This window comes from Paraburkholderia sp. USG1 (assembly GCF_031570135.1).
In the GTDB taxonomy this organism is placed as follows: domain Bacteria; phylum Pseudomonadota; class Gammaproteobacteria; order Burkholderiales; family Burkholderiaceae; genus Paraburkholderia; species Paraburkholderia dioscoreae.
Genome location: NZ_JAMWXW010000016.1, coordinates 62,707 through 76,826, shown reverse-complemented (window position 1 = coordinate 76,826; position 14,120 = coordinate 62,707). Strand labels below are relative to the sequence as shown.

At 63.4% G+C, this 14,120-nt stretch carries 10 protein-coding genes and 3 pseudogenes; 8 read left to right on the top strand and 5 right to left on the bottom strand.

From position 1 onward, the window contains the following. Positions 1 to 455 precede the first annotated feature (455 nt). Positions 456 to 764 carry a DUF4148 domain-containing protein gene (locus tag NE850_RS21625; RefSeq protein ID WP_310699389.1) on the top strand — a complete coding sequence of 103 codons (309 nt, stop codon included), beginning with the start codon at positions 456 to 458 and terminating at the stop codon, positions 762 to 764. Between the two features lie 129 nt (positions 765 to 893). On the opposite strand, the pseudogene NE850_RS21620 reads toward NE850_RS21625, so the two are convergent. Beyond that, a pseudogene (locus NE850_RS21620) lies at positions 894 to 1,117 on the bottom strand (hypothetical protein); the annotation flags it as partial. Positions 1,118 to 1,499: 382 nt separating this feature from the next. Here NE850_RS21620 and NE850_RS21615 point away from each other — a divergent pair. Both NE850_RS21615 and NE850_RS21610 read left to right on the top strand, forming a co-directional pair. Further along, positions 1,500 to 2,752, top strand: a pseudogene (locus tag NE850_RS21615) (MFS transporter). Positions 2,753 to 2,833: 81 nt separating this feature from the next. Beyond that, the gene (locus NE850_RS21610) at positions 2,834 to 3,265 is read left to right on the top strand and encodes a response regulator (protein WP_007178016.1); all 432 of its coding nucleotides are present in this window, start codon (positions 2,834 to 2,836) and stop codon (positions 3,263 to 3,265) included. 140 nt (positions 3,266 to 3,405) lie between these two features. Here the strand turns inward: NE850_RS21610 and NE850_RS21605 are convergent, their stop codons facing one another. Further along, a complete protein-coding gene (locus tag NE850_RS21605; RefSeq protein ID WP_007178015.1) occupies positions 3,406 to 3,735 on the bottom strand; it encodes a helix-turn-helix transcriptional regulator in 330 nt (109 codons plus the stop codon). A gap of 88 nt (positions 3,736 to 3,823) precedes the next feature. On the opposite strand from NE850_RS21605, the gene NE850_RS21600 reads away from it, so the two are divergent. Both NE850_RS21600 and NE850_RS21595 read left to right on the top strand, forming a co-directional pair. Beyond that, positions 3,824 to 4,921: an NADH:flavin oxidoreductase/NADH oxidase gene (locus NE850_RS21600; protein WP_007178014.1), complete on the top strand. Its 1,098-nt coding sequence runs from the start codon at positions 3,824 to 3,826 to the stop codon at positions 4,919 to 4,921. Positions 4,922 to 5,295: 374 nt separating this feature from the next. Beyond that, complete coding sequence (locus NE850_RS21595) at positions 5,296 to 5,973, top strand: dihydrofolate reductase family protein (protein WP_007178013.1); 678 nt, start codon at positions 5,296 to 5,298, stop codon at positions 5,971 to 5,973. An 83-nt stretch (positions 5,974 to 6,056) separates the two neighbouring features. Here the strand turns inward: NE850_RS21595 and NE850_RS21590 are convergent, their stop codons facing one another. After that, positions 6,057 to 6,824 carry a DUF4410 domain-containing protein gene (locus NE850_RS21590; protein WP_007178012.1) on the bottom strand — a complete coding sequence of 256 codons (768 nt, stop codon included), beginning with the start codon at positions 6,822 to 6,824 and terminating at the stop codon, positions 6,057 to 6,059. 845 nt (positions 6,825 to 7,669) lie between these two features. Here NE850_RS21590 and NE850_RS21585 point away from each other — a divergent pair. The 3 genes from NE850_RS21585 to NE850_RS21575 all read left to right on the top strand — a co-directional run bounded on the left by NE850_RS21585 (position 7,670) and on the right by NE850_RS21575 (position 10,422). Continuing rightward, entirely contained in the window at positions 7,670 to 8,092 is a 423-nt protein-coding gene (locus NE850_RS21585; RefSeq protein WP_007178010.1) for a phasin family protein, read from the top strand. Between the two features lie 597 nt (positions 8,093 to 8,689). Then, entirely contained in the window at positions 8,690 to 9,139 is a 450-nt protein-coding gene (locus NE850_RS21580; protein ID WP_084747688.1) for a DUF2844 domain-containing protein, read from the top strand. Between the two features lie 11 nt (positions 9,140 to 9,150). Continuing rightward, entirely contained in the window at positions 9,151 to 10,422 is a 1,272-nt protein-coding gene (locus NE850_RS21575) for a DUF3443 domain-containing protein (protein WP_310699388.1), read from the top strand. A gap of 91 nt (positions 10,423 to 10,513) precedes the next feature. Here the strand turns inward: NE850_RS21575 and NE850_RS21570 are convergent, their stop codons facing one another. Both NE850_RS21570 and NE850_RS21565 read right to left on the bottom strand, forming a co-directional pair. Further along, the gene (locus NE850_RS21570; protein WP_165189097.1) at positions 10,514 to 12,373 is read right to left on the bottom strand and encodes an adhesin; all 1,860 of its coding nucleotides are present in this window, start codon (positions 12,371 to 12,373) and stop codon (positions 10,514 to 10,516) included. A 603-nt stretch (positions 12,374 to 12,976) separates the two neighbouring features. Then, positions 12,977 to 14,041, bottom strand: a pseudogene (locus tag NE850_RS21565) (putative zinc-binding metallopeptidase); the annotation flags it as partial. Between the last annotated feature and the right edge of the window lie 79 nt (positions 14,042 to 14,120).

Genomic DNA, 14,120 nt, shown 5'->3' with positions numbered 1-14,120 from the left:
CTGCGTGGAGCAGGATGACATCTCCATCCACGAGTTGCCGGGCGGCGAACATGCGCGCATTCATGCTGAAGTCTTCTCTCGCGGCTGCCATTGTTACGGCTCTCGCCGGATGTGCCGGCGTGAGCGGCAAACCGCCGGCTTCCGCCAATGCGTCGAGCCCGACACGAGCGACGGCGCCTCTAACGGACCTTGCTCCGGGCGAGCAGATCGACTACGCGGGCCATCGTTGCGGCAATCCGAATTTGTATGTGAAGACGCATCTGTGTGTTTTTCCGCGTCGGTAGCGCTGCATACCGCGCTGCAGGCGGCCTGTCAGCGGTTTACCCACATTCGGCAACAATCCTCCCCACGTGCGGTACTTATTCTCAAGTGCCTACCTTTCTAGACTGTCATTACCGAGTTACGAACAGGGTTGCTCGTAGCAGGACAAAGCAAAATCTGGAGGTAGAGTCATCATGAAGTCCCTTATTCAAGCCGTTGTGGTTGCCGCTGCTCTTGCAGCGCCGGTTGCCGTGTTCGCTCAGGCGAACCAGCCTGTCACGCGTGCGCAAGTGCGTGCCGAACTGATCGAACTGGAACAGGCGGGTTATAACCCGGCCCGCGGCGAAGATCCGACTTATCCGGCCGCCATTCAGGCTGCTGAAGCCAAGGTGGCAGCGCGTCACGCCGCGTCGGGTTTCGGCGGTACGCCGAGCGGTTCGTCGGATGCGGGTCATCCGTCGGTGTCCAAAGCGGACTGGAATGCGATGTACGACCATCCGTGATGCGTGATGCGTGATGCGTGATGCGTGATGCGTGATGCGTGATGCGTGATGCGTGATGCGTGATGCGTGGATCTGCGAGCCCGCGCTGCGTAAGCCGGGATCGCAGTCATCCCGAACAGCACGCCGTTCTCAGCGGCGTGCGTGACTAACGGCCTCATCGACCAGTTCGGCGATGTCGTGAACATCCACCGTACAGCCGGCCTTGTTCTTCACGCCGCGCCCCCACGCCTGCACGTGTACGCCCGGCGTCAGATACTCGACGAGTTCGGCGGCGGCATACGCAGCGAGGTGCCGTCTTCCAGCAGTGCGCCGCGTAGTTCTCCCTTCGGTCCGTAGAGCGGCATGACGACTTTGACTGGCGAACGATAAGCGTCGGGGAACGGAGGTCATGAGTGCGCCGGGAAGGATTTGAGCTGGAAGGCAGCAAGAATCCATCCCGTGCCCCGCCCTTTGCGGCAGGTGGATCGACGATCGCTGGAAGCAAAGGGGGCTGTCCGGCTGTTGCGCGGTTGGACACTGTCTGTCGACGAAACGGACAGGTGACCGGGTCGCCGCGGGCGGTTCCGCTTAGTCGCGACGGCACGCGCGCCAATGGCATATGAATTGCGTGAGGCGGGCAGCCATCCCGGCACTTCTTGCCAGTGGAGTCGTCCGCATGATCCGGTCGCTACGCCCGATCCGTTCGCAACATGCCGCACGTGGGCCGTTCGACGCACGGGGTGCATCGTGAAAGCCATGCGCGCGCTCGAGGCGCTCAATTTCTTCGTGGCCGATGTGCAAGCCGGTATCGGACCGTTTCTCGGCGTGTTCCTGCAGGCGCGCGGCTGGGGCGCCGATCAGATCGGCACGGTCATGACCATCGGCGGCATCGCCGGCATGCTTGCCACTTCGCCGGCCGGCGCGTTGGTGGATGCGACGCGGCATAAGCGCAGCCTGATCGTGGTCGCGGGTCTGATGACCATGCTCGCCTCCGGCCTGCTCTGGATGTCGCACGGCTACTGGATGGTGGCTGCGTCCCAGGTGGCGACCGCGATCACCGGCGCGGCGATCGGCCCGGCGCTGGCCGGCATCACCCTCGGCATGGTCAGGCAACGCGGGTTCGACCGGCAATTCGGCCGCAACCAGGTGGCCAATCATGGCGGCAATGTCGTTGCGGCGGCGCTGTCCGGTTGGCTGGGCTGGCGTTACGGGTTCGGCGCGGTGTTTGTTCTGAGCGCGCTGTTCGGCTTGTTGTCGATCGTGGCCGTGTGGGCGATTCCGGGCGATGCGATCGACCACGACGCCGCGCGGGGCGCCGACGCGCGCTCGGACACTAACGATGCCCCTGCCGCCGCCAACCCGCCCGCGAGCGACCTGCGCGTGCTATTGCAATCCCGTCCGTTGCTGCTGCTCGCGGCCGCGCTCGGCCTGTTTCACCTTGGCAACGCGGCCATGTTGCCACTCTACGGCCTGGCGATCGTCGCGGCCCATCAAGGAGATCCGAGCGCGTTCACCGCGCAGACCATCGTGATCGCACAACTCGTGATGGTCGTGGCCGCGATGCTGGCAAGCCGGCTGATCCGCTGGCGCGGCTACTGGTGGGTGATCCTGCTGACCTTCCTCGCACTGCCGACGCGCGGGCTGATCGCCGCGTGGGTGATCCATGCGTGGGGTGTGTGGCCGGTGCAAGCGCTCGACGGCATCGGCGCGGGATTGCAGAGCGTTGCGGTGCCTGCGCTGGTGGTCCGGTTGCTGAAGGCAGCGGACGCGTGAACGTGGGGCAGGGCATCGTGATGACCGTGCAAGGCGCCGGCGCCGCGTTGAGTCCGGCTTTGGGCGGAATTCTTGCGCACCGCTTCGGCTATCCCGCCGCCTTCATCGCGCTCGGCGCGGTGTCGACCGGTTCGCTGGTGCTGTGGCTGGGTTTCGGGGCGTCGCTCAGGCACGCCTGCGCGGCCGATGGCGGCGCGGCGCGGGAGGTGGCCGACGCAGCATCCGCGGCATCCTGACGCTTCGCATCGACCCTCAAGGAGACCTTTGATGGTACGGGGCTTGCTGAGCCCTGGTGTTCTTATCGCAAGCTGCTACATATGTCCCGAACTCCGACTACTTGCCAACGGTGGAGCGCCCGCGAAATCCGGGTATTGCACGAAGTACCGCGCGTCCTGGTCGTGGACGACAACGTCGGCGCCGCCGAAGCGCTCGCCACCTATCTCTCCTACGAAGGCGTGGAGGCCCGCGCCGCCAATGGCTGCGAGCAGGCGCTGCGCTGCGTGCGCGACTGGGTGCCGGATGTGGTGGTGCTCGACATCATGATGCCCGAGCGCGACGGCTATGAAACCGCAAGCGCCCTGCGCAGCTATCTGCCGACGCACAGTCTGGGCATTGTCGCGTTCACGTCCCTCGATGAGGATCACGTCAGGGAAACCGGCAAAGCACGTCACAATTTCGACGGCTATTGTCAAAAAGGCACGCCCCCAACCGCGCTGCTCGCGCTGATGCGCAAGTTCTGGCGCGAATAGCGGCGCCACATGGAAGACGCGCGGGTTGCCTGCCGGGAGTTTCGGCGGGGCCGGGCAGAGGCGCCGGCTGGCTCACCGGCTGGCGCGACTCGCGCCGCGCCGGAAACCCGCTTCAATGACAACGGGTCAAGCGAAAGGCGTCAAGCCGGCTCGTTCAACGCCGGTTCCGCGACGATCTGCTTCAGAATCGCCTCCATCAAGCCCGGAAACCGGGCGTCCAGTTCCGAGCGCCGCAGTGAATTCTGATGCACGGTGCCGGCCACGCGCGTGCGCACGAGGCCAGCCTCGCGCAGGATCCGGAAGTGATGCGATACGCTCGACTTCGGGCGGCCGCCGTCGAGTTCGCCGCAGGTGGCCTCATCGACCGACGACAGCCGGCGGACAATCTCCAGACGGACCGGGTCGCTCAAGGCATGGAAGAGCCGTCCGAGCGTGAAGTCCTCAGCGGCGGGGTGGTTATAAGTACGCATGCTGCAAATGATAAAGGTTTCTGCGATACTTCGTTATTCGATGTTTATCGAACTACCGTACAAGCCAGTCTAAAAGGAGTTTAGCCAGATGTCCGCATTGTTCCAGCCCTACAAGCTCAAAGACGTTTCCTTGCGCAACCGGATCGCCGTTCCGCCCATGTGCCAGTACTCCGCCGAAGAAGGCCTGATCAACGACTGGCACCGCGTGCACCTGGCCGGTCTGGCGCGCGGCGGCGCCGGGCTGGTGATCGTCGAGGCGACGGCCGTGTCGCCCGAAGGCCGTATCACGCCGGGCTGCACCGGCATCTGGACCGACGAGCAGGCGCAGGCTTTCGCGCCGGTCGTCGCGTCGATCAAGGCTGCCGGCTCGGTGCCGGGCATCCAGATCGGCCACGCGGGCCGCAAGGCAAGCGCCAACCGTCCGTGGGAAGGCGACGACCATATCGCCGACGACGACAGCCGCGGCTGGCAAACCATCGCACCGTCGGCAATCGCGTTCGGCGCCAATCTGCCCAAAGTGCCGAAAGCCATGACGCTCGACGACATTGCGCGCGTTCGCGAAGACTTCGTCGCTGCCGCGAAGCGTGCGCGTGACGCCGGCTTCGAATGGCTCGAACTGCACTTTGCGCATGGCTATCTCGGCCAAAGCTTCTTCTCGACGCACTCGAACCAGCGTGACGACGCCTACGGCGGCAGTCTCGAAAACCGCAGCCGCTTCCTGCTCGAAACGCTGGCGGCGGTGCGCAAGGTGTGGCCGGAGCATCTGCCGTTGACGGCGCGTTTCGGCGTGATCGAGTACGACGGCCGCGACGAGGAAACCCTCGTTGAATCGATCGAACTGGCGAAGAATTTCAAGCGTGAAGGGCTGGATATGCTGAGCGTCAGCGTGGGTTTCTCCACGCCGAAGGCGGCGATTCCGTGGGCGCCGGCGTTTCTCGCGCCGATCGCCCAGCGCGTGCGCCGCGAAGCCGGCATCCCGGTTTCGTCGGCGTGGGGCATCGACACGCCGGAACTGGCGGACGGGGCAGTGAAGAGCGAGCAACTGGATCTGGTGATGGTCGGCCGCGCGCATCTGGCCAATCCGCACTGGCCGTACCATGCGGCGAAAAAGCTCGGTATCGAGCGTCCGTCGTGGACGTTGCCGGCGCCTTACGCGCATTGGCTCGAACGCTACGCCGTCGCTTAAGTTTCCGCCTCACGTCTGTTGCAGTGTGTTGCCGATGTGCCGTTTGTCCCGCCGATTCATGTGCGGGGCAGGCGGCATATCTCGTCCTCCGTTTTCGCGCGAGCGCCCCGGTGCCGCGTATTCCACGCGCGCCGGCTCGCGCATGGCGCCCGCGGCGTTCCGTGAGCGTACGGCCTGCCGCTCAGCCACGCTTTTTCCACTCGCCGGCCGCTCGGCCAGTCACCGCTCAGATTCAGCGCTGTAGGCAGCGTGTCACACGGGCCTTTGCGTGGTCCGACGGTTGATGAGATGACGCGGTATCGATGATTGGCGCGTTGGCGGAACGCGATTTGCTGCACAGTCTTCTCACTGACCCGCACATGGAGGCTTGACGCATGAAACCCTATATCGTCGCGCATATGATGTCCTCGCTCGACGGCCGCAGTCTGACTGACGGCTGGCACCTCGACTATGCGTCGGACCTGTACGAAAACACCGCCGCTACCTTCGAAGCCGACGGCTGGATCTGCGGACGGGTGACCATGCAGGAGATTTCGCACGGCAAGGACTATCCGGCAGGGCTCGCCAGGGGTGCGGTGCCTCGCACCGATCATTTCGTCGAGCGCAACGCGGAGCAATACGCCATTTCGATCGATCCGCAAGGTCGCGTGGCATGGAAGAGCAACACGGCGCTCAAATCGCACGTAATCGAAGTACTGACCGAGCAGGTGGCCGACGATTACCTCGCCTATCTGCAATCGATCGGTGTGTCGTACGTGTTCGGCGGCAAGACCGGCATCGATCTCGACAAGGTGGTGCAAACGCTGGCGCGCGAACTCGGCGTGAAGAAGCTGATCGTGGAGGGCGGTTCGCACGTGAGCGGCGCGTTCGTGAACGCCGGTCTGGTGGACGAAGTGAGCGTGTTGATCCTGCCGCTGGTGGATGGCCGCAGCGCGCACCCTTCTTCGTTCGAAGTGGCGATGGAGAAGTGGCAGGCGCCCGCGTATCTGAAGCTCACGTCCGTTGAAAAAACAGAGCACGATGCGGTGTGGCTGCGCTATACGAAGGCTTGAAAAAGCCGCGCGGCAAGCGACTCTGGAGTCCACTTTGCCGCGCGCCGTTTACGCTTTTTTTAGTCCACACCAGTGACTTGCCATCAACCGTGGGTGTGTTGCGTCGAGAGCCAGCCGCCGCTTACGCCGATCTCGCCGATCTGCCTCGCTACCGCGTCGGCGAGACGCTTCGCGTCCGCTGAAACACCGGCGTGTTGAGTTTCGGATACGGCATGCAAGCCGCCACCCGCCGCCGCCGAAGTCGCGATACTGCCGGCCGCGGCGCCTACCCCCGCGGTCTCGATCATCCCGGGGGCCTTGCCGCTGTCCGCGCTGGCGTTGAACGTTTGCACCAGTCGCGGTGCGCCGCCCGCGGGCTTGTACAGAATCCGCACCGAGCCGCGCACCTCGCTCTTGCCCGCACCGAGGCCGATCAGTATGCGGCGGCGGCGACTGCCCGAGTCGATCGTATCGAAGCTGCCTTGCACGAGCAGCACATTCTGATCGGCGGGCGCGGGAATGTCCGAGCGGATGGCGCGCAGACCCATTGATTGCAATTGATGCACGATTTCATCGGCGACCTGCTCGCGGACTGCTGCGGCATCGGCGGCTTGCTTCTGCGCCGCGGACGAACCTTCGAGTTGCGTCTTCACTTTCTGCATCATGCCGCCGTCCAGTTTGACCTCGTCCGGGCTGGCGCTGAAAGTGTAGACATAAATATTGTCCGGCCGCACCTGGACCGGCGCGCTCGTCGCGCTTGCATTCTCGATGCTGCCGCCGGCGCAGCCGGTCAGCAGCGCGCTGGCGCAGACCAGCGCCATGCAGGCAAAACGGCCGGCGTTCTGTTTGAGGAATTTCACTGAAGTCAACATGTTCATCCTGTCGTCGGCACACGGTGCCGGTATGGCCGAACGGTTCTGCCGATGATCGGGCAACCGTAGGATCGTTGATCATCGGCGAAACGTCTCGCACGTGAAGCACGCTTGATCTCATGCGTTCTGTTCGTACGCACCGGCAGCGAAACGAAGTATGGGCAAGTCGCTTGCCGAACTCCATTCAACAATTATTTCGTCCTGTGTCACGGCGGAAAGAGACGTCGCGCGGGTCTTTCGCCCGTTACGCAAGCGATCGGGACGTGTCAGGAAAAATGAGGCTGTGCGGGTGAGGATCGACCGCGCCGGCAGGCGGGGTGAAGTCGTACAGTGACGTGTGCGGCTCCCTGTGTATCGGGCATCAGCTCAGGGCGAGCTTGATGATGCAACCAAGGACGAAAATCAGCAGGACGGCGGCGACTGCCATGTTCAGCGGATAGCGCATTCTTCTCGAGGACACCAGTGTTGCAGTGCTCATATCCTAATCACCTGACGGAAGATGAACAGTGGTCAGTGAAGCGTCAATGTGGGACAGCCAACGCAGCATGCCGAATGGTCGCGCGACGTGCTGGCGGGAGCGCTTCCAGTCGCAGATGCGAGCGGGAGTTGCCGCGCGGCCCCCGCGCGCCGCAAGCGCCGTTTATGACGTGCGGCACGAGCCAGGGTGTGTACGCTGGCGCATTGTTTCCGGATGGCGCATGATTGAAGCGATGTGCCGTCCGACCCCAGAACCCGTAGCCTCTGCGGAACGCGCGGCGCACGCGAAGCCGCCGGTGCATGCGTCACGGAAACACAACGCGGCAATGCACCGCCGGCGGGTACTCAACCGTTAAGGAGGATTTCGCATGGACCGACCTGACGCCGCCAATCCGTTTGGCGATTTCACCAAAATGCTGGAGCAGTTCAAGCTCCCCGGCTTCGACGTACCCGCCATCATGGAAGCGCGACGCAAGGACATGGAAGCACTGGTTCAGGCGAATCAGACGGCTTTCCAGGGGATGCAGTCGCTCGCGCAGAAACAGGCTGATATGTTGCGCTCGACCCTGAGCGAATTGCAGTCGCTGACAGGCCAGCTATCGGCCGGTGGCGCCGCGCCTTCGGGCAAAGCCGCCGAGTTGATCCAGCAGAGCTTGCACAAGTCGCTTGCCGATATGCAGCAGTTGGCGCAAGCGGCCTATCAGACGCAAGCCGAGTCGTATGCGGTGATCGCAAAACGCGTAGAAGAGAATGTTCAGGAGCTGAAGTCGCTCTTGCAGCAGAAAAAGTAGCGGACACGACGCGTCTGGCTCGAAACCTTTGAATCGAGCCAGACAGCGTTGCCGTTCGAACAACCGATGCCGCGGCTGACCTTCGAGTCATCCGCGGCATTTTTTTGTGCTGCGAATAGTCACTGCGCCGCCGTTTTCTGTTCAGACAAAAAAGCCTTTGGGCGCCCGTATCGTCAGAGGAAAACGGTCGTGCGACGCGATCTTTTCAGCGTTCGCTTACATCGATCCAGCAATGCCGCGCGTGTGAATTTTTTTATGCGCGACGCAACGGCAATGTGCATCGTCGTTCGCTTTAAACGAGTAGCGAGGCGAAAAGATGCCCTCAAGCGGCGCCCATCGGTGATCTGGTCCCGAAAAATCAAACGCGCTCAAACGTCCCCGCGTGGCGCAAAGGTTTAAATCGTTTCGCAAACGATTACAGCGCGTCGCCGCGATCCCTAAAGTTTCGCGCCATCACTCCGTAGACGCATTCACGCAGCTTGACCCGTGTGAATGCCGCACGGCACCACCGGCGAGGCGCGCCCCTAGTTTTCCGTTCGTGACCGGCTCGCCGCGTGGCCATGAGCGTTTCACCTCGAAGGAATTCTCTTGAAACCGATGCTCTATTCCCGCATTGCTCGCGCAATGCTCGGGGCCAGCTGCGCGCTGTCGTTTGCCGCGCACGCGACGCTCGGCCAGAACGTCAGTACTGTCGAGAGCGATCAGTCCCAGTTGCGCGCGCTGGCGCATACGGCCACTACGCAAAGCGCGTATTCAGTCCACCTGATGACGCTGCCGTCCGGCACGCAGGTGCGCGAGTACGTCGCGCATAACGGCATTGTGTTCGGCGTCGCATGGGAAGGTCCGACGCTGCCCGATCTGAAATCCATGCTGGGGATGTCGTTCGACACCTACGTCGCCGCCACCGCGACGCGCCGCGGTACGCCGCTCGCGGTTTCCAGCAGCGATCTGGTGGTCTACTCGGGCGGGCATCTGCGTGCGTTCGCCGGCCATGCGTATCTGCCGCAAGCGGTGCCGGTGGGCGTCGATGTCGGCGTCATTCAATAACGGAGCGGATCATGCGTGATACGTCTTCGTTCAAGACCCTGCTGTGCGCGGCGCTGCTCGCGTTGCTCGTCAGTGCCTGCGGCGGCGGGGGAGGCGGCTCTGGCGGTTCCGGCAGCACGGCCAACTCCGGCAGTCCGAACCCGGCCGGTCCCAACGTGATCAACACCTCGCCGTCATCGCAAGTGCTCGCCGCGAACGCCGTGCGCGTGACGGTCGACTCCGGCGTGAGCGACGTGCCGAACATGCCGTTCGTCAGCATCACGATTTGCGCGCCGGGCACGAGCCAATGCCAGACCATCGACCACGTACTGGTCGATACCGGATCGTGGGGCGTGCGCCTGTTTGCCTCCCAGTTGCCCGCCTTGATGACGCTGCCGCAACAGAAGGACGCCTCGGGCAATCCGGTCGCCGAATGCATGCAGTTCTTCGACGGCTACACGTGGGGCGCGGTAAAGCTCGCCGATCTGCAGATCGCCGGCGAAAAAGCCGCTGCGCTGCCGATCCAGGTGATCGATCCGAACTACGCCGCGCTGCCGGCCGATTGCGCAAGCTTCGGCGCGTCGCGCAACACGCCGGCCACGCTGCAGGCCAACGGCATTCTCGGTATCGGCGTGTTCAAGCACGACTGCGGCGCGAACTGCGTGCAGCAGGCGCTGGCCGGCACGTACTACGGCTGCAACGGCGCGACGTGCACGTCGATTCCGCTCGCCGAGGAACTTCAGGTCGCCAATCCGATTCCCTACTTCGCGACGGACAACAACGGCTCGATGCTGAGCCTGCCGACGGTGTCCGGCGCCGCGCAGTCGGTCAGCGGACAACTGGTGTTCGGCATCGGCACGCAGACCAACAATACGCTGGGCGGCGCGCAGGTGATCGGCGTGAGTCCCTCGAACGGAACCTTCACGACGGTGCAGAACGGCATCACGTATTCGCGCAGTATTCTGGACAGCGGCTCGACCGGCCTGTTCTTCCAGACCAGCGCGTTGCCGGTATGCGCGAGCCCGAACAATTCGTACTACTGCCCGGTGTCGACCGAGCAACTGAGCGCGATGATCAAAGGCGTGAACGGGACCACGAGCGCGGTGAATTTCAGCGTCGGCAACGCCACGGCGATCGCGCAGACGTATATCGGCAACTCGGCGCTGCCGCTGCTGGCTGGACCGGCGTTCGTCAGGTCGACGATCTTCGATTGGGGGCTGCCGTTCTTTTACGGCCGCAATGTGTACGCCGCCGTCGAGCAGCAGCCGACGCCCGGCGGCACCGGGCCTTACGTTGCGTATTGAATTCGCGTATTGAATTCGGCCTGCCGGATGTGAAACGGGCCGCGACGGAAAGTGTTCCGTCGCGGCCCGTCAGTCGAGGCAGGTTAGCTTCCTAGTTGTCGTCGAGACCGTTCAGCAACGCCAACACGGCTTCACCGAACGCTTCGGGGCGTCCCGTGAAAATGCGCTCGACGGTTTTTGAGTCGATCAGGCGCCGGCGCAGCGCTTCGCGCTCATCGTGCTGTTCGGCTAACCGCGCGGCGGCACGCACGTACTCGCCGGTCGAGTGAGTGGTCAGCCATGACGGCAGTCCGGCGCGTTCGAAGAGGCCGCTGTCGATATGCTCGAAAACTTCCCGTCCGCACAGGTTGACGCCGGGCAGGCCCATCGTGAACGAATCGACGATACCGTTGGTGTTGCCGAACGGGAACGGGCTCACGAACATGTCCATTGTGTTGAGCACTTTCAGATAGGTCGGGTAGTCGAGCGAGCCGTACACGTCCACGCTCGGTTCCGGCAACGTCGCGTGAATCGACTTTCTGACGTACGCCAGATCGATGCTTTCGCTCCAGCATGTCATGAAGTGGAATTTGACCGGCACGCGAGCGGTATCAACGATCGTCTTGCAGGTTTCGAGAAAGTGCGGATTGATCTTCATCGCACTCGCGGTCACACCGATATTGACGACGTCGCCGCGCGCAGGAACGGACGGCACGATCCCGGTGAGCAGTTTCGACGGCACGTACGGTTGCCCGTCCTTCGGCAGACGCAGCATTTTTTCACTGAAGCACGCCGGGTCGCCGACGAAATCTTCTTCCACGCTCACATAGTCCATATGCGCCGCGTGCATCGTAGCCGGATGGCCGAGACCCGCGATCTGCAGCGGCGCGACGCGCAGGTTCGACAGAAAGATCGTATGCGAGAACATGCCGACGCTCGGCATATAGAGCACCTCGGGCTGCTCGCGTGTGGCGAATTGCTGGATCTGGCGAATGCAGTCGCCGATGTATTCCGGATGCTCGAATTCGACGAAGCGGTCGAAAATCTCGCGCCCGGTTTCGTCCACATGCTGCGCCTCGCCGAACGCGACGACTTCGAAACGGCGGCGCGCGGCGAGCATGGTGCGTGAGTGGGTGCGATAGATCGAGTGGCCGCCCGTGAACCATTCGAGGACCACCAGCATCACCGGCTTGCGGCCCGGCTCGCGTTGTATAGCCGGCGTACGTGGGATGCTCGCCTCATGGTCGAGCAGTCCGAGCGTATCCAGCTTCCTGCGAACCAGCTTGTTGATGCTGCGCTTGATCGCGTGCCGCTCGGGCGAGAGCGAATAACTGCAATGCATGTAGGCGCCGCACACGGCGGCGGTCGGCAGGTCGTCGAGGTCTTCGATGGTGTCCAGTGCGCCCGGCAGCCAGTCGAGCAGCCGTTCGCGTTTCGCGTGCGCGGCGGGCGAGATATGCACGGCCGCGCTCACGATCGAAATACCGAGGCTTGTCGCAAGCACCGGGTCGCACCGGTGGAGGTCGGCGAAGTCGATGTCGTATTGCGAGCCCGACGTGTAGAGCACGAGTTGCTTGCGGGTGAGTGCGTCGCGCGTGGCGGCGGAGTCGCTGTGCCGCGCGGTGTCGAGCAACGTGCGTACGATGTGATCGGTCGATCCATACGACGTCACGGCGAAGATCATGTTGATCCACGGCCGCCCCCAGAACATGATGTTCATCTTTTCCGCGGCGAGCGTGTACTCGGGCGCCGAAAACAGCGCCGTGAAGCCGTCGGCGATGCGCTGCAAGGTGCGCAGCGATGCTTCGTCGCCGGGCGAGTTCGGACTGCTGCGGGCAAAGCGCTCGCTGCCGAGCGTGCCGCGCTGTTCGGACAGCGTTTTGAGCAGCGCGCAGAACTCCTCGTGCGCGGCGTCGTAGTCACGGGACTGGATCTGGGATTCGAATCGATCGAGGGAGAAATCTGTGCTCATCGCTAGGGTCGAGGGTGAACGGCGTGCATTGTTCCGCACGCGCGTTGTGTTCAATGACAGGAAGGCGGGCGGCGGGCACGCGTGATACCCAGGTCGGAGTGCGACGCGTGAGTCAAAACGCGTTGAGCCGAGCGGGGGGCGATTTCCGCATGCTGTGTGTGCCGCCAACGGAATCCGATTGTCAGAGAATTCGACCGGGCTGCATCTAGGAAGACTCTTATTTTGAGAAAGACTTTTAAGAGCGACCTTGATGCGAGGCAGCGGTCAGCGCCGCCGCGTGGCCCGCTTGGGCTGGGCTGTCTGGACGGCGGCGGGCGCCGGCTGCAGTGGTGGTTCGGATGCCACCGGTTGCGGCGCTGGTGGCGGAGCTTGGGCGGCTATAGCCGGGGCGGTTGGCTGCCCCGAGGGCTGCACGGGTGACGCGTCCACAGGCGGTGGCGGAGCCTGTGATGTCACCACTTTGGCGGCTGGCTGCGCCACAGGCTGCAGCGGCGGCGCGTCCACCGGTTGTGGTGTAGCCGTTGAAACCTCAACCGCCGCCGGCTGCTTCCCACCTTGCGCCGCAGCGGCCTGCCCCGGCGGCGTCGCCGCTTCGCGCGGCACGGATTTGTCGCAAGCCGCCTCGATCACGCGATGCACGAAGCGCAACTTCTCCACCACCGGCGCGGCGAGCGTGAACGGATAGCCGTCCGGCATGCCGAGACTCCGGTTCAGGCTGTTCAATGCATAGGTGAGCGGAAACCAGCGCTTCATCAGATTCTCGAAGCTGGCGTCTTCCACCGGCGTGCGATCGGTCAGCGTGGGCTCGCTGGGGTCGTCGGGTAGCAGCGCAACGCCGTATGAGGTCGATGTATCCAGCACGTCGACGATCAGCATGTAGTGCGCCCACGTCTCGGCCCAATCTTCCCAAGGATGCATCGTGGCATACGCGCTGATAAACGACGCCTGCCAATCCGCCGGCGCACCGTCCCGATAGTAGGCCTTCAGCGCCTCGCCGTAGTCGGCGCTTTCGTCGCCGAACAGTTTGCGGAACGGCTCCAGCCAGCGCGGGTTGTTCTCCACCAGCTGGCTGAAGTAGTAGTGCCCGGTCTCATGCCGGAAGTGGCCGAGCAAGGTGCGGTAGGGCTCGCCCATCGCGGTACGCACTTTCTCACGGTACGCATCGTCCGCCTCGGCGATATTAAGCGTGATGAGGCCATTATCATGGCCCGTCATGACGCGCGAACCGTCGCCGCCGTCTTCCAGGAATTCGAAGGCAAGGCCATGCTCCGGATCGGCCTGGCGCGACTTCACGTCGAGGCCGAGTTCGGCGAGGGTGTACAGCAGGCGCCGTTTGGCCATCTCCAGCCGATACCAGTAGAGCCGGTTGTCCGGCGCGCTCAGATTCGGAATCGTCAGGGTCAGCTGGCAGGCGCGGCACAGCACGTCAGGGGACTCGGCAGGGATCATCCAGTTGCAGACGTTCTCGACGGCGTAGTTATGGCATTGGCGGAACAGCGCGCCTTCGGCGCCCGGATGCAGACTGCGCCAGCGTCCTTCGCCGGCGTCTTCGAACGCGCTGATTTCCGCCAGTTCAGGCACATAGCCGAGCAATGACTCGCAACGTTCGCAACGAACGTTTTCGTAGAACACAAGGTGCGAGCAATGATTGCAGTGGAAGGTTTTCATCGGTCGAGCCTGGGAGGTGGGATGGCAATCATGGGCGAACAGTGTCGCAATCTTCATGCCGCATTTGCCAGACGTCACT

Coding starts and splice junctions, on each gene's coding strand:
- NE850_RS21625 (WP_310699389.1), top strand. CDS start 456: ATGAAGTCCCTTATTCAAGCCGTTGTGGTTGCCGCTGCTCTTGCAGCG.
- NE850_RS21610 (WP_007178016.1), top strand. CDS start 2,834: ATGTCCCGAACTCCGACTACTTGCCAACGGTGGAGCGCCCGCGAAATC.
- NE850_RS21605 (WP_007178015.1), bottom strand. CDS start 3,735: ATGCGTACTTATAACCACCCCGCCGCTGAGGACTTCACGCTCGGACGG.
- NE850_RS21600 (WP_007178014.1), top strand. CDS start 3,824: ATGTCCGCATTGTTCCAGCCCTACAAGCTCAAAGACGTTTCCTTGCGC.
- NE850_RS21595 (WP_007178013.1), top strand. CDS start 5,296: ATGAAACCCTATATCGTCGCGCATATGATGTCCTCGCTCGACGGCCGC.
- NE850_RS21590 (WP_007178012.1), bottom strand. CDS start 6,824: ATGTTGACTTCAGTGAAATTCCTCAAACAGAACGCCGGCCGTTTTGCC.
- NE850_RS21585 (WP_007178010.1), top strand. CDS start 7,670: ATGGACCGACCTGACGCCGCCAATCCGTTTGGCGATTTCACCAAAATG.
- NE850_RS21580 (WP_084747688.1), top strand. CDS start 8,690: ATGCTCTATTCCCGCATTGCTCGCGCAATGCTCGGGGCCAGCTGCGCG.
- NE850_RS21575 (WP_310699388.1), top strand. CDS start 9,151: ATGCGTGATACGTCTTCGTTCAAGACCCTGCTGTGCGCGGCGCTGCTC.
- NE850_RS21570 (WP_165189097.1), bottom strand. CDS start 12,373: ATGAGCACAGATTTCTCCCTCGATCGATTCGAATCCCAGATCCAGTCC.